This is a genomic window from Mucilaginibacter sp. PAMC 26640, assembly GCA_001596135.1.
In the GTDB taxonomy this organism is placed as follows: domain Bacteria; phylum Bacteroidota; class Bacteroidia; order Sphingobacteriales; family Sphingobacteriaceae; genus Mucilaginibacter.
In genome coordinates, this window is the sequence record CP014773.1 from 1,194,705 (window position 1) to 1,212,768 (window position 18,064).

The window sequence follows — 18,064 nt, forward strand, 5'->3', positions numbered from 1 at the left end:
TATTTAAAGGAGTTCCAAAACCAATACAGGTAACCTTTTTGTAAAGAATCCGTATCCATTGGTAATGATAAACCCCTGCAAATAAAACAATGAGAAAATCAGCCCTTAAAATCAGCCTTTTTGCAATTGCAATTAGCTGCACCGCTCTTTCCTGCAAAAAAGACAGCACCTCTGCAACCGCAACCAGTTCAGAAGTTGCATTTGATGTTTCATCGGATAATCCGGGTACTGTTGTTGCCGCCGTAAATTCGCCTGTAGTTCAAAGTTTTGGAACTGCGGCTATTGCTAACAATTTAGTTTGGACGGCCGGCGTTGCTAACATTAGCACCTTTAAATTGGAAGCGAAGAAGAACGGTGTGCAAGCGGAAATTATCACTAAAAACTTAACTGTTGATTTGTTTGCGCTCACACCAGCAACGATAGCTGCGAAAATCGATACGGGCACCTATAAAGAAATAGAAATTAAGGCGGTGCTTCAACAATCGGCAGGCAACGATATACCATTGAAGTTGAACGGTACGTTCACAACTCCAGGCGGTGTTTTAGTACCGATTGAATTTGATTACAATGATGCCGCTGTAATTAAAGTAGAGGCCGAAAACGTAACCGTAGATGGCACCAATAATATCTCTGCACATTTAGGCTTACACTTAAACAGATTATTAAGCAGTATTTCTTCAGCAGAGTTAGCTAACGCAACCCGTACGGGCGGGGCTATTGTGGTGAGCAGCACCAGCAATACTGCTATTTATAACAAGGTACGGCTAAACATACTGCTTGCGTTTATATCAAAAGGCTGGGAAAAACGCCGTAAATAGAATAGTTAAACCTTATGATGGAGGGCCTTTACGTTAATGCGTAGAGGCCTTTTATTTATTTAGGCCTATTATCGCTGCTTGAATTTATTGAACAAACGTTTTATCGAATGTAAATCATCAGATTTAGCAATTAATCCCAAATCATCTTCCAAAAAAATAACGAAACGCACTTTTATTTCAAAAAAATATAAAACCTATATCATTTCCCCCAACTATTTTATAATTTACCAAAATTATTAGGCCTTTGATGTATTTATCGGATATAATTAATTTTCGAAGAGCACTGGTCGGTATTTTAGGGAATAAAGGAGGGTTTTATGTACAAATCGCAGCATTTTGAAAAATATAACGTCATCAACGGCGTATGGGACGAAATGTACAATCAAAACAGCATAGTCCGCGATCATTATCAGAAGGTAATAGCATATTTGGCGAAAGAATCGCCGGACGACTTGAATAGGAAAGAAGAGCTGGCCAGGCGTTTGTTCATGACGCAGGGCATTACCTTCACCGTTTACAATAGCGGCGAGGGTATCGAAAAGATATTTCCGTTCGATATAATACCCCGGATTATCACTTCGGCCGAATGGGCGTTCGTAGAAAAAGGTATTAAGCAACGCCTAACCGCACTCAACCTTTTCCTGAAAGATATTTACCATAACCAGTTTATTGTAAAAGACGGCATTGTGCCGATAGATATTATCTACTCCTGCCCGCATTTCCTGCGCGAAATGTACCAGGTGGATGTGCCCTATGATGTTTATGTCCACATAGCCGGAATCGACCTGATCCGTGACCATGACGGAACTTTTTATGTGCTGGAAGATAACCTGCGCACACCATCCGGCGTAAGTTATATGCTCGAAAACCGGGAGATTACCAAACGTTTATTTCCGGATTTATTGCCGAATTGCGGCGTCAGGAGCGTTACCGAATACCCTTCCATCCTTTATAAAAACTTGTTATCGCTATCGCCAAGGCAAATCAGTAACCCTACTATCGTGCTGCTAAGCCCCGGTATATTTAACTCTGCTTATTTTGAGCATACCACGCTGGCCCGCCTCATGGGTGTTGAGCTGGTAGAAGGTAGAGACCTCGTAGTGAACAATCACAAAGTTTACATGAAAACCACCACAGGTTTGCAGCAGGTAGATGTGATTTACCGCCGGGTGGATGACGAGTACCTGGATCCGCTGGTATTTAATCCTAACAGTGTATTGGGTGTCGCCGGGTTGATGGGTGCTTATCGCAAAGGCAACGTGGCCATTGTAAACGCCATTGGCAATGGTGTTGCTGACGATAAAGCTACTTATATTTATGTGCCGGAAATGATCCGGTACTACCTAAATGAGGAACCGATATTAAAGAACGTTCCAACACATCGCCTCTCCAATCGTGACGAGCGCGAGCACGTTTTTGAGAACATCAATAAAATGGTGGTCAAAAAAACAAATGGCAGCGGTGGTTATGGTATGTTAATGGGACACGCCGCTACCGAAGAGGAAATAAATGAGTACAAGCTGGAGATCTTAAAAGATCCGAGGAACTTTATCGCCCAGCCAACTATCAGCCTGTCAGCAGCGCCTTGTTATATAGGAGGAGTACTGCAACCACGCAGAATAGATCTTCGCCCCTACGCCTTGTGCGGGCCCGATGGCATTGAAATTGTACCGGGTGGTTTAACACGTGTGGCACTTACCGAAGGCTCATTGGTAGTGAATAGCTCCCAAGGTGGCGGCAGCAAGGACACCTGGGTGCTGAGCCCCCCTGCTCCCTGATAGGGAAGCAGGAATTGGATGCAAGACTGTAACAAAGGGAAAATTAAACCAGAAAATTGAACCAGAAATAAATGCAGGATATACTTACAAATATTACGCTATCATTCCTTATTCAAGTAGTTAGTGAAACAAAGCGCCCCCTTCAGGGGGCTGGGGGGGCCATATGTTAAGCAGGGTAGCAGCAAGTTTTTATTGGTTAAGCCGGTACATCGAACGGAGTGACGGGATCTTAAGAATGCTTAAGATCAACTATAACTCGTCCCAGGATTCTTCCGAAGGCTTTACATGGACTCCCGTGATCCGGATTTTTTCGGGACTGGATGAAGAACTGGAAGCGAGACTGGGTAATGATAGTCGCGCGGTACTGAGGTACATGGTAACCGACAAAAGCAATCAGAACTCTATCCTCAACATTATCACCTTCGCACGTGAAAATGCGCGAAGCGTGCAGGAGCACATACCTAAAGACCTCTGGCAGTGTTTAAACGAGTATTACCATACCGTTAAAGACCCTAAACTGGACGAACGCCTGCAAAAAGAAGACCCTATAACCGTACTGGATGTAATCATTAAGCAGGTGATGCTTTACTATGGTACTGCAGAAATTACCATGGAACGTGGCCAGGGCCGGAGTTTTATGAATATAGGCAAGTATCTTGAACGTTCTATCCAATCTATCGATATCCTGGATATCAAATATAAGCCTACCGACAGCAACCCAACCTTGCTTACCGATATTACTTACTGGAAGCACTTATTGCTATCTATAGGCGGGTACGAACTGTATCTTAAAACTTACCGCGACGGGCTGGAAGCCCAGAATGTTATAGAGCAGATCATCCTCAACAATGATTTCCCGCGGTCGGTGATCTATTCGGTGAATAACATTCAGCGGTATTTCGACAGGCTGAAAAACAACAGCAATGTGAACGATTACCGGGAGATTTCGTTTCAGATAGGCAAGTTGCAAAGCAGCATTAAATACAGTTCTGTAAAAAGCATCACCAACCAGGGCCTCCACCAGTTTTTAACCCTGATAAAAGATGATTTGTATAAAATTGGCAATTCGCTAAATGAATACTACTTTGCAAATTCCTGATTAAAGAATTACACCCCTAATTGATTTCTTATGCCCGAATTTAAGATCCAGCACGTTACTAAATATTCTTACGATAACTTTGTACGTGATAGCGCCAACAAGATCATTTTGTTCCCTATTGTTGACATTTATCAGGATGTTTTAAAACACGACCTGGTTATTACCGGCCACCCGCAAGTTGATACCTACATTGACTACTATGGCAATGAAGTGGGTAGCTTTACCTATAGCGAACCGCATAATCTTTTAGTGATCAATTCCCAGGTATCCGTAAACACCCATCACCGCCCGCTGCCAACAGATGCAGTAGATGCCCTTACCCAATGGGATGAGTTATACAGCATTAAATACATTGTGCCCTATATAGATTTTTTGAAACAAGAGTATTTTGAAGGGCTGAGTGAATTGTTCCCCATAGTGGAGGGTGAGCGTAAAACCAATGATACCCCCTACCAGGCTGCCCTAAAATTTACCGAGTATGTATATCGGAACTTTGAATACATAAAAGGGGTAACAACAGTAGAAACTACACTTGATGAGATCTGGGGGCTTAAAGCCGGTGTATGCCAGGATTTTGCCCATATTTTAATGGTGATGTTGCGTTTGGTTGGCATCCCGGCGCGCTATGTAAGCGGCTATATTTGCCCTAACCGCGATGGTATGCGTGGCGAAGGTGCTACCCATGCCTGGGCAGAGGCGTATTTACCAGGTTACGGCTGGCTTGGATTAGACCCCACCAATAATTGTGTTGCCAACGAAATGCACGTACGCCTGGCAGTTGGCCGCAACTTTAGCGACTGTTCCCCGGTTAAAGGGGTGTATAAAGGTTCGGCCCGCCATATCCTGGAAGTGAAAGTATCCGTTGGTTATGAAGACAGCCATTTACCCGCAGAAAAAGATATATTTATCGTTTCAACATTTCCAAAAGCCGAAGAAAAAACGGTGTCGAGAAACAGTTATGAACGGTACATGGAAATAATTCAGCAGCAGCAACAACAGCAGCAATAAGGGATTAGACTATTTTAGCATGACTTACTGTTTAGGAATTAAGGTTAAGGAAGGATTGATTGCTATTGCTGATACGCGTATTACTACCGGTACAGATATCACCATAAAGAAAAAGATCACGATTGTTCAAAAGGAACATTATTCTTTGTTTATAATGACCAGTGGTTTGCGGTCTGTGAGGGATAAAGCGATAGTTTATTTTGACGAGCTATTGGAAACTGCGGAATTTGGCAAACTTTACCAGGCTGTAAACGCTTTCGGGCAGCAAGTTAGGCGGGTAGCTGACGAGGATCGCGCTACTTTGGAGAAAACTGGTTTTAAGTTTGATCTGCATACCATTATAGGCGGCCAACTAAAAGACGACGATGAGCACAAACTTTTTTTACTGTATCCTGAAGGCAACTGGGTGGAATTAGGACTCGGCGCCCCCTTTGTAGTAATAGGCAATTCGGGGCATGGTAAGGCCATACTAAACCGGGTTCTTCACGAAGATTCGGATATGAGGCTGGCGCTAAAAGCTGGCTTTTTATCGTTCGACAGCACCCGGGTGAGCAGTAATAATGTAGATTTCCCAATTGACGTGGCTCTTTATAAAAAGGGAACATTTGACCTGGTGGAACAACGCTATACGCAAAAAGACCTGGAAGATATTTCTGCCAAGTGGGATGAAGAACTAAGAAACGCCCTGATGAATATCCCGGGGGAATGGATGGATAAAGCATTTAAAAAACTACCAGTATAGCACAATGAAACTTAAAGTATCGGCCGAGTTGGAATATGATGTAAAAGCTCCGAGCACCTTAATATTAAACGTACATGCACTAAGAACCGCACATCAAACTGTTATCACCGAGCAACTGGAGATATCCCCCTATGTTAAAATTGAAGAACTAAATGCCGTAAACGGTGAAAACCGTTTTATCAGGCTGGATATCCCGGATCCCGGCCTCATCAATATTAAATACGATGCACTGGTTGATAATTACTACGAGGTTAAAGATCATTCTAACGTGCTTGAGATACCGGTTGCCAAGTTTGATCCATCTGTATTGCCATACCTCAATCCCAGCCGTTATTGCCAGAGCGATAAATTATACCGTTTAGCAAATAATACGTTCGGCCACATCCGCACCTCTTTTGAACAGGTGTTTGCTATCACAGACTGGATTTATAAAAACGTAGAATATTTAAGCGGCTTCACCAATTCCGAAACATCAGCCTACGATACCGTTACGCAGCAAGCAGGCGTATGCCGGGATTTTGCGCATTTAGGTATCGCGCTTTGCAGGGCGCTAACTATTCCGGCCCGTTACTTTACTGGTTATGCCTACCAGTTGCGCCCGCAAGATTTCCATGCCTGTTTTGAAGCTTATCTCGGTGGAGATTGGGTATTATTTGATGCCACACGGCTTATTCCGCTGAATGGCTTGGTTAAGATTGCAACCGGCAGAGATGCTGCAGATGCCGCCATTGCCAGCATCTTCGGTGATGTTTTTTGTACCAATATAAAGGCTGCCTGCGAATATGCCGACGAAAATGCCTTTAAACCGATTTATTATACCCGAAGTATTTTTGACGGCGTTACTTATTTATAATCGTTTACCTTAAAGCCCGACGGATTAGGTAATGGTACAAGTTAACCAGCGAGTTCCATTTCTACCTTCTCAATCACATCACTTAACTCTTCAGCCCGTTTACCCCAGGTATTGCCTTCTGCTATTTCTAACCGGCTCTGGCGCTTTTCTGTAGAATCGTAATTAATCTCATCCAGCAGACACTGTAAAAAGGTTTCTTTATTGTCCGTGATCTTTATCACCCCCTCAAAATCAGACAGGTCACTAAAATCAGTACTTACCACAGGGAGCCCGGCAGCAAGGTATTCGTTTATCTTCATGGGGTATATGCCCTTTGTAAATTCGTCTTTTATAAACGGAATAATACCGGCAGAGAATTGCCTGGAATAAGCCGGCAGTAATTCAGGCGCTTTAGCACCCTCCAGTTTTACATTCTTGTGCTTTTTGAGCTCGGTTTCAGACCGCTCACTCAATATCCGCCCAACAAATGTGAATGTGGTGTCCGGCATATTTTTAAACAAATAGGTAAGGATATCCAGGTCCAATCGGTCATCCACGCTGCCCACATATCCAATGTTTTTTTGTTGAGGGTCAACCTCAGGATTAAATCCCTGCCTGAATAGCGAAGCCTTGACCGCATTATTTACGATATAACACCGATCGGCCGCGGCGCATTTACTGTGATAAAGGCCTTTGGAGGTTACGATAACTGCATCAACCATTTTCATAAAGGTATCTTCTAGGCGTACGCCATGCTTGCTGAGCCAGTAAGCTGCGCCTTTAATCTCGTCGTAACAATGATAAATAAGAGTTTTTTCATTAAACCTGCGCCCCGTTTGTACCCCCATACCAGGGTTAAAGGATACAAAATTAATTAGGTCGTGATTCATATCCAACTGCTTCAACGCCTTCCGAATGGTGCGTCTCAGGATCCAGCCGTTGTAATTCAGCATGGCATCATAAATTCTACCGGGCGGTAGAAAACTAACCGGAAAAACCAACGGAGGGGTAAGGATATACACGGAGCCGCCTGTTTCTGGATGAATAGCGCTGATACGGGTTTTTAGCCCAAGCGCCTGTACATAGTCTACCTTGTTTTTATTGTTAACACCGGCAATAGCATCTTTATAGGTGTACGCATTTTCTACAAACAATATTTTGTTTGTAGCCGATAACACCTTCATTAGTTCAACAACAGCCTTTATGTAATTCCCGTGCCATTCGGTTCCGCTAATGCACAGTATGTTGCGGTTAGTTAACATGCCGGTATTTGTTTTTGCTAAACTAGTAATATTATAACAAGTTATAAGTGTATGCCTTACAATATCCTGCAAAAATCCTTTATATTTACTAAAATGATTTACCTTTAAAACGGCAACTACATCATTCTTATTTTTGATATAAAACCTACATACAATGCCCACAGAACAAAAATTGTACGTACACTACGGATGCGGCCAGGCTGCACCGCCTGAATGGAAAAACTTTGATGTATCGCCTACCCTGCGCATTCAGAAAACCCCTATTCTGGGCGCTATTTTAAAAAAAGGGCTGGGCCAGGTGTTTGATAAAAACGTACAGTATGGCGATATTACAGATGGCCTGCCTGGTATAAAAGACGGAACGGTTGACGGTGCCTACTGCTCGCATGTGCTGGAACATATGTCTTTGGAGCACTTTAGAATAGCCTTACGCAATACCTATAAAATGCTTAAACCGGGTGGTATATTCCGGATAATTATGCCCGATTTGGAGGTTTTGGTGCGCGACTACGTAAACGACAAAGATGTTAAGCACGATCCGGAAGCATCAATAACCCTTATAAAAAGGATGATGATGGGAGTGGAAGTACGTCCGCGTAATTTTATGGCAGTTACAAAACATTTGTTTGGCTACCTGGACCACTTATGGCTTTGGGATTGGGAATCTACAGAGAAAGAACTGCGTGATGCTGGATTTACAAATATTCGCCGCTGCGAATTCAATGATTCTGCCGACCCAATGTTTAAACTGGTTGAAAATAAAAAACGCTGGGAGTTGGTGGTGAAGTTTGAAGCAATAAAGTAGTGTACGGCATATATTATTCCGTAAGCAACGAGAATTACCCTAACTATTTCAATGGCGTTTTACGTAAATCTATAGAAACAGAGCATCTTAACCTCGCAATGCTGGAGGTATCAGTGAGTTCGCGCGAATAAATAAATTATAAGATTTCATCCATTGTTGCTAATATTACCGTTAAGTATTGTAGGCAGTAAACAACATAATATCGGCAGCAGATGAAAAAATACGGACTGATCGGCTTTCCCCTTTCACACTCGTTTTCTAAAAAATATTTCACAGAAAAGTTCACGGCAGAAAAAATAACCGACACGGAATATGAGCTTTATCCGTTGGAGGATGTTAAAGATTTGCCCGCCTTATTGCATCAGCACCCGGGTCTGTGCGGGCTTAATGTAACTATTCCACACAAGGTGAATGTGATGAAATATCTTGACTGGATAGAGCACGATGCTAAAAATGCAGGTGCTGTAAACTGCATCAAAGTGATTTCGGAGAGCCCTGTTTCAGCAGCATTTTCAGGCGAAGTAGGTATTGCCGGGCACGATTTCAGGCTTGAAGGGTACAATACTGACCTCTACGGTTTTGAACAATCGTTAACGCCACTATTGAGTAGATACCATGATAAGGCATTGATACTGGGTGATGGCGGCGCGGCCAAAGCCGTAAAATGTGTATTAGAGAATAAGGGAATAGATCATATATCTGTAACGCGCAAACCAGGGCGTGGCAGTATTCTCTTTAGCGATCTGACTGAAAAACACATTAGAGATTACAAACTTATTATTAATACCACACCGCTCGGCACTTTCCCTAATGAAGATGAATGCCCGCCGATCCCGTATGAAGCAATAACCAGCGATCACCTGTTATTTGACCTTGTTTACAATCCGCCGCAGACGCTTTTCTTACAAAAAGGGGCCGAGCGCCGGGCAACCACTAAAAATGGATATGAAATGTTAGTTTTGCAAGCCGAAAAGGCCTGGGAAATCTGGAACTCAAAAGAATAACAATTTGAAATTTTTAGCTCTTTTTATTGCTGTACTATTCATTGCATCCTGCGGTGGCTCAAACGACTACTCGCCAAAACCACGGGGATTTTTCCGCATTGTATACCCTAAAAAAGAATACCAAACCTACCAGGAGGGCTGCCCGTTTACTTTTGAATATCCAAAATATGGAAAAATAGAACCGGATAAATCGCATGGTGCAAAGCCTTGTTGGCAAAACATTCAGTTCGATCAATTCAACGCTACCCTCCATTTAAGCTATCAACAGATCCATTCTAAAGCAGAATTTAATGAGCTGATAGAGGATGCCCATAAGCTTAGCTTTAAGCATACGGTTAAGGCCACATCAATTGATGAAGGAATAATTGCTTACCCGGCAAAAAAGGTATATGGTATTTATTACACTATAGACGGCAATGCCGCCTCATCGGCGCAATACTTTTTAACCGATAGTACGCAACACTATCTGCGCTGCGCACTTTATTTCAATTCCGAACCTCGTTTAGATTCTATCCAACCGGTGTTAAACTTCCTCAAAAAAGATGTTGATGTGATGATCAAAACTTTTCAATGGAAGTAAGCTTCACTACTTTATTTTACGGGCCGATACCCCTGTATTGGTTATTTTAACCGTCTTAATCAGGCCACTAGCGTCGAATTCCATTTTATCTATACAGGTTACCCGGTGGTTGCCATCGGTTTCTGTTAATGGGCGGCGGTGATATACGATGTAATATTCATCTTTACCCGGCACTTTAATCACCGAATGATGCCCCGCGCCAGTAGCCACGGCAGGGTCCTGCTTTAAAATGGTGCCGATTTTTTTAAATGGCCCGTTAATGCTATCGCCTATAGCATATGCTACCCGATAATCCGGACCTGTCCAACCACCTTCCGACCACATGAAGTAATATTTGCCGTTACGGATAAACATAATTGGCCCCTCTACATAGCCTTCAGGCGTTATTGATCTGAAGGTAGTCCCATCTGCAAAAGGCTCCAATGCGGTAAAATCATTTTTAAGCTTTGCAATGTTGCAATGGCCCCAACCACCATAAATGATGTAATACTGCCCGTCTTTATCTTTAAACACAAACTGATCTATCGGCTGTGCACCGTTCACTATTTTATCTATCAAAGGCTTACCCAAGAGGTCTTTAAAGGGGCCTTCCGGTTTATCTGCCACGGCTACACCAATACCGCCAACGGTTTCGTTGTTCTGGATATCATTTGCTCCAAAGAAAAAGTAATACTTGCCCCCTTTTTGTACCAGAGCGGGCGCCCACATGGCGCGTTTTGCCCATTTAACGTTTGAAGAATCAAGCACGTTTGCGTGCTTGGTCCAGGTAACTAGGTCGGTAGATGAAAATGCATCAAAATGTACCTGATTATTATACTTGTCAGAAAAAGTGGGATAAACCCAATATTGTTTGCCAAATATGGTAGCCTCGGGGTCGGCATACCAGCCGGGAAAAATAGGGTTGCCGGATGTTTTCTTAACAGGTGCTGTTTGAGCAATTGCACCCTGCAGGCATACAATAGCACTAATAAATAATAGTAATCGCTTCATAGTTGTTATTTTAGCATGGTTATCAGATAACCAATTAATTCTTTAATATATAAATTCCAATTGCCGTATGTTTCACTTGCCGGTAAAAGATCAAACACTGAAAATAGACCTTTGTAAGTTTTATAATCGCACGGAAATGGAACGACTTCCAGCCCTTCTTTCTTAAATACCATTAAAGCGCGGCGCATATGGAAACCAGATGTAACCAGCAAATACGGCGGCTTTAAACCGGTTTTCTTTAATATCGCATGCGAAAGTGCAGCATTCTCAAAAGTATTGCGTGCTTTGCTTTCTATCAATATACTACTATCCGGAAAGCCCATCTTTTTAAGTTCCCCTTTAACAAACGCGCCCTCAGAAAACCCATCCGGGGTAAGGCTGCCGTTACCGCCCGTCATTAACAAATGGGTTATTGTATGGTTTGCAAGCAGTTTGGTTGCCTGCACATACCGGTCTTTAGAATCATTAAAATAGCCTTCGCCTGTTTGATCCTGTGAGATAAATCCGCCGAGTAAAATTGCAAGGTCATATTTTTTGCCATTTATTTGGTAGGGGTCAATATCCCAGGCTTTTGCATAAAGATTGTACAAGCAAGGGTTGCCGAACAAGTAAAGTAGTAACAAAGCAGCAATTAACAAATTTCGGCGCCGCTTTTGTTTCCTGGTAATAAGCGCATAAACCAGCATGGCAAAGGCCCACATGAATGGGAGCATAAAAATATAGAGGACCTTTGATAGTACAAAATACATACAGTTGCTAATGGCGGCTCAATTAACTCATCTTTTTCCCGGCATTAATAACAAAGCCCGGCGTTAAATCCGGGCTTTGTTATTTAAATGTATAAGCCGTTTGTTATACCACTACATTTTCCATTCCATACTGCTTCAATACGTCAGCGGGTACTCCGGTCCATTTGTTTGGGGCATTACCCACAAAACCCAGATCTTTGATCCCCATTTCGGTAGTGAAGAAACCGGTTGCTGTTAAATCCCGCATACGGTTAAAAAAGGCTACGCCTTGCTGCATATCAGGTGTAGCTTTGGCCGGATAGGCAATCAGGTCCACCAGTTGTATTTGCTGTGCAGGTGTAGAGGCTACAAAGGTTTTACCAAAACGGTTCAAAGTTTGCAGATCCAGCCAGCGCAGTCCGCCGCGCATAGGCAACTGATGATCCGGAATATCTTTAACAATAAACTCGATAAATTCCGGCACCTTGGCCTCCGTAGCGCTGCCCGATTTTGAATCTTTTGGAATAATTATATCTGCCAGCACAGCAATGGTCGCCATTTCGTGCTCGGTAAAATATTTATCGGCCATTAATTTTTTATCCCGTTCTATCTCTTCCGGCTGGCGGCCGGCGGCGGCTTCTTTAGCTGCTTCTTCAGATTCGGGAACGTTTTTATTATCCGGGGTTTTGCAGGCCTCCAGCAGAACGCCTGCTGATAGGGTGCCGAAACCAAGTGCTTTAAGGGAATCGCGTCTGTTCATGATGCGTTATACGTTAAGTTTTTTACGTTGAGCCAAAATGTATTCTGCGGTACGCATGCTAAGAGCAAGAATTGTCCAGGTGGCATTTTTATCGCCTTGCTGCACAAAAGGAGCGGCATCAACCACAAAAAGATTTTTACAATCGTGGGCCTGGCAATATTTGTTCAGGGCAGATTTGGATGGATCATCACCCATACGGACAGTGCCCACTTCGTGAATGATCTTACCTGGTGCTTCTAAGCCGTAATTAGTTTCCGGCCCTTGTTTAGGGCCATGTATAGCACCCATATTGTGTAAAACCTCCTCAAAAGTATCCTGCATGTGCTTAGCCTGGTTCACCTCGTCATTGGTCCATTTGTAATGGAAACGCAATACAGGGATACCATACTTATCCACAACGCTAGGGTCTATTTCACAATAATTATCTGCACGGGCAATGGCGGTACCACGGCCGGCCATTCCCACACTACTGCCGAAGAAGCGGCGGTAATCATCTTTTAGCGATGCACCATAGCCACCGGCCTCCTTTGTTTTACCATCACGGCCGGGAACTGCGCCATTTTGGTTTTGCATACCGAAACCAAAGCCATATGATGGCATATGTAAACCACCACCATATTCGATATGGTATCCGCGCGGAAAATTCAGTTTTTTGTTATCCAGCCACCACGGCGAGTAGATATGCACGCTACCTACGCCGTCTTCGTTGTAACGCTTACGATCCAGCAGTTGCGGCAGAAAACCACCAGCACTTGAGCCGGTAGAATCATGCAGGTATTTACCAACAACGCCACTGCTATTGGCCAAACCGCCCGGATGTGCTGATGATTTGGAATTGAGCAGGATGCGGGCAGATTCTCCCGCGCTTGCGCCAAGTATCACTGTTTTGGCATTTACCTGGTATTCCTGCATATCTTCTTTATTAATGTAAGATACGCCTGTTGCCAGTCCGTTTTTATCCGTCAGTATCTCGCGCACCATTGCATTGGTGATCACTTTGAGATTGCCGGTTTTAATAGCAGGGATAACCAGGCAAGAAGAAGCCGAGAAATCGCCGTAAATTTTACAGCTACGGCCGCACTGCCCGCAGAAGAAGCATGCACCCCGTTCTTTATTGCCGGGCAATGCCTCTGTTAGTACCGAACCACGCCCCGGGATAACCTTTACACCGGCCTTGCGCGCGCCCTGCGTAATAAACAACTCGTTCAACCTGGGCTTTGGCGGCGGTAAAAAGATGCCATCCGGTTCGCTTTCTATGTTTTCCTTGGTACCGTAAATCCCAATCAAACGGTCAACCTTATCGTAAAAAGGTTTTACATCCTCATAAGAAATTGGCCACTCATCGGTCAGGCCGTCTTTCGGTTTAAAGTCATCCGGACCCATTCGCAGGGAGATCCTCCCCCAGTGATTGGTACGACCACCCAGCATCCGCGAGCGGAACCAATAAAATTCTGTTTTGTCTTTTGTAGTATACGGCTCGCCATCGATATCCCAACCGCCAAAAGCAGCGTCGAAATCACCAAACGGGCGCGTAGTGCTTGCCCCGCGGCGAGCCGATTCCCAAGGCCACTTTAATTGGGCCGAATCTGTTTTTGGGTCAAAGTATGCACCGGCTTCAAGCATTAAAACTTTAATACCTGCATTAGCAAGCACATAACCTGCCATACCGCCCCCTGCACCCGAGCCTACAATAACTACATCATAGGTTGTGCCTGATTTTTTGATCTGCAAATCTTCCATAAAGAATATTACCCCGGCGCTGGTTAGTGCTCCGGATTTGACTAGCTTATAATTGTTTTAAACTGATATTTTTGTATGATACTACTGCGCCATGGCCCTGCAAAGCAATGTGGCCTTTAGGATACTTGGCAAAACCTGCCCAGGTTTTAAATTTGCTGTTGTTCAGCATTTCTATCCATTCCGGGCTGCCAATTTTTACATTAACAGTTTCTACACCATTTAGTGAGAAAGTAAGCTGACCATCTTTTTTGCGGATCTTAACCTTGTTCCATTCGCCAGCCGGTTTAGCAGCTGTCGCAGGGGCAGGTTTCAAATCATATAATGAACCCGCCAGGTGGCTTGGTTTTTTATTATCTTCCGCTTTTACGTTATCGAGCACCTGCATTTCTATGCCGGTAAGGTAGGTAGCACCTAATGCAGGGTCTTCATGCACGCCGAAAATAATACCGCTATTTCCACCTTCAGCAATCTTCCAATCTATACTTAATTCAAAGTTTTCATACTCACCATCAGTAAGCAGATCTGCTGCTTCCGGAGATTTTGGATCCAGCTGAAGTGCCCCATCAACTACAGACCAGGCACCGACACCAGTTTTGTTATAAGTATGCCAGCCTGTGGTGGTTTTACCATCAAATAGTTTTACTGTTTTTTGCGCAAATGCTGCGTAGCTTACGGCCGTTAAAGCCAGTGCGCCCAGGATCATTTTTTTCATGAAGATAGTTTTTACAATGCAAGATGCACTGTTTAGTTATAGTTTGGATAGTAAAAGTAGTATTTATTTTGATTGATGCTACTTTAACGCTTAATCAATCAAAAAAATTACAAGGCTCAGGTTTGGCAATTAAGAAACGAGAAGCAAGAAATCAAGAAGCAGGAAATTGAGATACAGGAAATCACGAGGCAGGACGCCAGAATCCAGGAGGCAAGAATTTAAGAAGTACGAGGCAGGAAATCGTGAACCAGAAAATAAGAACCGGGAGGCATAAAAACTAATCGACAGAGCATAATAGCGCCCCCTCACTATTTGCAAATAGGAGCTTGCTTACCGGCTCAACATAAAAGATAATCCAGATGCCAATCCTATAGTTGCATAGCCATAACTATCCTGGAAAGAGATATTATAATCATCCTGGCCGCGATAGCCACCACCGGCTATAACCGATACATCGTACAAAAAAGGTAAATGGTAATAGTATTTCAGGCTAACATTCAGCCGTTTTTTGAGGTTGAAGGCGTTATAGTCATTATACTTATCAGCGATGTAGGTAAAATCAAACTGCAGACGCTGCCAGTTGGCAAATAATTTGCGATTTTTTTTGATCGGGTCTTCATAAGCCTTGGCCAGGTTGATCATATAGGTACCGTTTGCCCTGATCCAGCCGTAGTGGCCCGGCAGGCCAGCTGCGGCACCAGTGCCAAACAAACCCGCATGTACTTCTACACCAATGGTTTTATATTGATTAATGACCAGGTCTGGCTTGTCGATCCGCTTACCAACAGTATAGTTAAGTGTGTAGAAATTGGTAGAAAACTTGCCACCATCAACATTAAAGCTGCCATCTTCCAGTAAGGTTGGCCCGCGCACGCCGTTAGAGTGGTGTGTATATCCGCCTGATAAAAATTCCGGGCGATACACATCATGGTTTAGCCGGTAAAAGAACTGGATGCCTGGCATATAGCTTGGCGACTTTACCGGCGCGCCGGGTGATGAAAGTAACCGGATCTTTACCCTTGTAAAGGCATTTACAAACAGGCGGGATTTGGGCGTGTTGTATATAACAAAGTTTGCTACAACATCTGCCACCAGCTGTGTTTTTACCGGTTGGAAAAATTCCTGCCCAAAAAAGGAAGTACGCAGATTCTGTACGTATATATCGTTAAAATCCTGGTTGGTCAGGCGCCTGGCAATTAGGGATGTGATGGTATCCTGTATAACAGGGGTACCTTTAACATGAATGGTATCTGGCGAGATGGATGCGAAGCCGTTAATGGCTGAAAGGATTAAAATAAATAAGGCAATTAATATTTTAAAACGTGATTTAAAAGGGGTAAACATTCTGTCGTATGAAGCTATTTTCTTAATAGTAAAAATATATTACAGTGTTTTAACCTGATTGTTTTGCTACTCTTAGCCTAAGTCAGAATCCGACTTTACGCTGACATAAGGGATAATGTAGTGCAGCTTCAGTTATAGTAAAATCTGCTTTGATGAAGCCGCTACTATCCGGTATCTAACATTCAGCAGCATCCCAGCAATGACGAAAAACGGAGTTGACATTACTTAATCAAATTTGATGATGATCTAATGCACAAACCTGACTTTCAGGTATTTAAAATTTATCTTTAAACAATATTTTAACCATGCTCTTTCGGAGGCCAACGATCGATGGCATTTGCCGGGGGAGGTGATACTTTAACAACCGTACGCCTTATAAACTTGTCAGCTGAAATGATGGAATTGATATCAACATTTCTTCTGGCTGTACTTCGTTTTAGTTTCGATGCTCATGATGGTAGTTAAGTTGCCTGTAGTATCTGAGGCATCTAAGTGAATTCATCCGGCTCATATAGCCGAGTTTACACGGTATTAGAAACAAAATGCTTACCTTGCCAACTCATCTATAAGAACATAGTGACTTTTCAGGATTTCAATTTCAACGAACAATTATTAGAAGGCGTACTTAGCATGGGTTACACCAAAGCTACACCTATTCAGGAAATGACCATACCGGTTATCATGAATGGCGACGACCTGATCGCCTGCGCCCAAACGGGTACAGGTAAAACAGCTTCCTACTTGCTGCCGGTTTTAAATTATATCGCGAATAATAACAGCCATCAGACCACTGCATTGGTGCTGGCGCCCACACGTGAGCTTGCCCAGCAGATAGATCAGCAGGTGGAAGGGCTAGCCTATTTTACTGGTATTAGCTCACAAGCAGTTTTTGGCGGTGGTGATGGCATGGCTTACGAGCAGCAGCGCCGCGGCATTCAAAACAGTGTTAATATTATTATCGCCACACCTGGCAGGCTCATTGCCCATCTTACCTCCGGCGTGCTTAAATTTAACCACATTACTCATTTGGTATTAGATGAGGCCGACCGTATGCTGGACATGGGTTTTAGTGACGACATTATGCGCATTATAAGTTACTTGCCCAAAAAACGCCAAACGCTTTTATTTTCGGCTACCATGCCGGGCAGGATCCGCAACCTGGCCAAGGCCATCCTAACAGATCCGCAGCAGATCAATATTGCAATCTCGCAGCCCGCTGCCGGTATAGATCAGCAGGTTTACCGCGTGCACGACGGACAAAAGACTCCTTTGCTAAAAATGCTTTTAAAGGATGGCGGCTATTTAAGCTCCATTATTTTTGCATCCCGTAAGGAAATTGTAAAATCGCTTTACAAAGAATTGAAGCAAGCACACTTAAATGTGGCGGCCTTTCACTCAGATCTGCAGCAAAACGAACGTGAGGAGATCTTGCTTAGATTTAAAAACAAACAACTGCCCGTTATTATTGGTACCGATGCCTTATCACGTGGTATAGACGTAGAGGGGATAGACCTGGTAATTAATTACGATGTGCCGGGCGATGCAGAAGATTATGTACACCGCATTGGCCGTACTGCCCGTGCAGCTACAACGGGTACCGCTATTACTTTTGTAAATGACAGGGATTTGAAAAAGCTGAAAAGTATAGAACAGCTGATAGACCGCCCCGTAGCCCAAAAGGAATTGCCTGAAGAGTTAAAAGGTATTGAGGCCGTAAAAACTGAACAGCCGCATGGCAGTGGCAGGAACGATCAGCGCCGTAAACCTAACCGCTATAAAGGCAGCAAGCCGCGCCCTGCTGCAAATTAAACCATGTATTATTTGTTCGGTCTATTTGATTGTATTTGTCAATGCGTTACATT

At 43.5% G+C, this 18,064-nt stretch carries 17 protein-coding genes; 10 read left to right on the forward strand and 7 right to left on the reverse strand.

The features are described 5' to 3' along the window. Nucleotides 1-89 precede the first annotated feature (89 nt). The 6 genes from A0256_05085 (at nt 90) to A0256_05110 (ending at nt 6,298) form a co-directional block, all read left to right on the forward strand. Nucleotides 90-818 carry a hypothetical protein gene (locus A0256_05085; GenBank protein ID AMR30840.1) on the forward strand — a complete coding sequence of 243 codons (729 nt, stop codon included), beginning with the start codon at nt 90-92 and terminating at the stop codon, nt 816-818. 317 nt (nt 819-1,135) lie between these two features. Next, nucleotides 1,136-2,596 carry a hypothetical protein gene (locus A0256_05090; GenBank protein ID AMR30841.1) on the forward strand — a complete coding sequence of 487 codons (1,461 nt, stop codon included), beginning with the start codon at nt 1,136-1,138 and terminating at the stop codon, nt 2,594-2,596. A 163-nt stretch (nt 2,597-2,759) separates the two neighbouring features. Further along, nucleotides 2,760-3,695, forward strand: a complete 936-nt coding sequence (locus tag A0256_05095; GenBank protein ID AMR30842.1) for a hypothetical protein — start codon at nt 2,760-2,762, stop codon at nt 3,693-3,695. 30 nt (nt 3,696-3,725) lie between these two features. Continuing rightward, nucleotides 3,726-4,703, forward strand: coding sequence for a transglutaminase (locus A0256_05100; protein AMR30843.1), 978 nt, complete (start codon nt 3,726-3,728; stop codon nt 4,701-4,703). 19 nt (nt 4,704-4,722) lie between these two features. After that, the gene (locus A0256_05105) at nt 4,723-5,445 is read left to right on the forward strand and encodes a peptidase (protein AMR30844.1); all 723 of its coding nucleotides are present in this window, start codon (nt 4,723-4,725) and stop codon (nt 5,443-5,445) included. A gap of 4 nt (nt 5,446-5,449) precedes the next feature. Beyond that, nucleotides 5,450-6,298 (forward strand): transglutaminase, encoded by an 849-nt coding sequence (locus A0256_05110; GenBank protein ID AMR30845.1) that lies wholly within the window; start codon nt 5,450-5,452, stop codon nt 6,296-6,298. A gap of 41 nt (nt 6,299-6,339) precedes the next feature. On the opposite strand, the gene A0256_05115 is transcribed toward A0256_05110, so the two are convergent. Further along, complete coding sequence (locus tag A0256_05115) at nt 6,340-7,701, reverse strand: hypothetical protein (protein AMR30846.1); 1,362 nt, start codon at nt 7,699-7,701, stop codon at nt 6,340-6,342. Nucleotides 7,702-7,711: 10 nt separating this feature from the next. Between A0256_05115 and A0256_05120 the strand changes: the two genes are divergently transcribed. The 3 genes from A0256_05120 (at nt 7,712) to A0256_05130 (ending at nt 9,928) form a co-directional block, all read left to right on the forward strand. Then, nucleotides 7,712-8,344, forward strand: a complete 633-nt coding sequence (locus A0256_05120) for a hypothetical protein (GenBank protein AMR34434.1) — start codon at nt 7,712-7,714, stop codon at nt 8,342-8,344. A 212-nt stretch (nt 8,345-8,556) separates the two neighbouring features. Further along, nucleotides 8,557-9,348 carry a shikimate dehydrogenase gene (gene aroE, locus A0256_05125; protein ID AMR30847.1) on the forward strand — a complete coding sequence of 264 codons (792 nt, stop codon included), beginning with the start codon at nt 8,557-8,559 and terminating at the stop codon, nt 9,346-9,348. 4 nt (nt 9,349-9,352) lie between these two features. Continuing rightward, the gene (locus tag A0256_05130) at nt 9,353-9,928 is read left to right on the forward strand and encodes a gliding motility lipoprotein GldD (protein ID AMR30848.1); all 576 of its coding nucleotides are present in this window, start codon (nt 9,353-9,355) and stop codon (nt 9,926-9,928) included. 6 nt (nt 9,929-9,934) lie between these two features. Here the strand turns inward: A0256_05130 and A0256_05135 are convergent, their stop codons facing one another. From A0256_05135 to A0256_05160, 6 genes are all read right to left on the reverse strand, one after another. Next, nucleotides 9,935-10,918 (reverse strand): arabinan endo-1,5-alpha-L-arabinosidase, encoded by a 984-nt coding sequence (locus tag A0256_05135; protein ID AMR30849.1) that lies wholly within the window; start codon nt 10,916-10,918, stop codon nt 9,935-9,937. Nucleotides 10,919-10,923: 5 nt separating this feature from the next. After that, entirely contained in the window at nt 10,924-11,631 is a 708-nt protein-coding gene (locus A0256_05140) for a hypothetical protein (protein AMR30850.1), read from the reverse strand. Between the two features lie 139 nt (nt 11,632-11,770). Further along, on the reverse strand, nt 11,771-12,406 hold the full coding sequence (locus tag A0256_05145) for a transcriptional initiation protein Tat (protein AMR30851.1): 636 nt from the start codon (nt 12,404-12,406) through the stop codon (nt 11,771-11,773). A gap of 6 nt (nt 12,407-12,412) precedes the next feature. Beyond that, nucleotides 12,413-14,146 (reverse strand): GMC family oxidoreductase, encoded by a 1,734-nt coding sequence (locus tag A0256_05150; GenBank protein ID AMR30852.1) that lies wholly within the window; start codon nt 14,144-14,146, stop codon nt 12,413-12,415. 46 nt (nt 14,147-14,192) lie between these two features. Next, nucleotides 14,193-14,858, reverse strand: a complete 666-nt coding sequence (locus A0256_05155; GenBank protein AMR30853.1) for a glycosyl hydrolase — start codon at nt 14,856-14,858, stop codon at nt 14,193-14,195. Nucleotides 14,859-15,188: 330 nt separating this feature from the next. Continuing rightward, on the reverse strand, nt 15,189-16,202 hold the full coding sequence (locus A0256_05160) for a hypothetical protein (protein AMR30854.1): 1,014 nt from the start codon (nt 16,200-16,202) through the stop codon (nt 15,189-15,191). A 576-nt stretch (nt 16,203-16,778) separates the two neighbouring features. Between A0256_05160 and A0256_05165 the strand changes: the two genes are divergently transcribed. Beyond that, the gene (locus A0256_05165) at nt 16,779-18,011 is read left to right on the forward strand and encodes an RNA helicase (protein ID AMR30855.1); all 1,233 of its coding nucleotides are present in this window, start codon (nt 16,779-16,781) and stop codon (nt 18,009-18,011) included. Nucleotides 18,012-18,064: the final 53 nt, after the last annotated feature.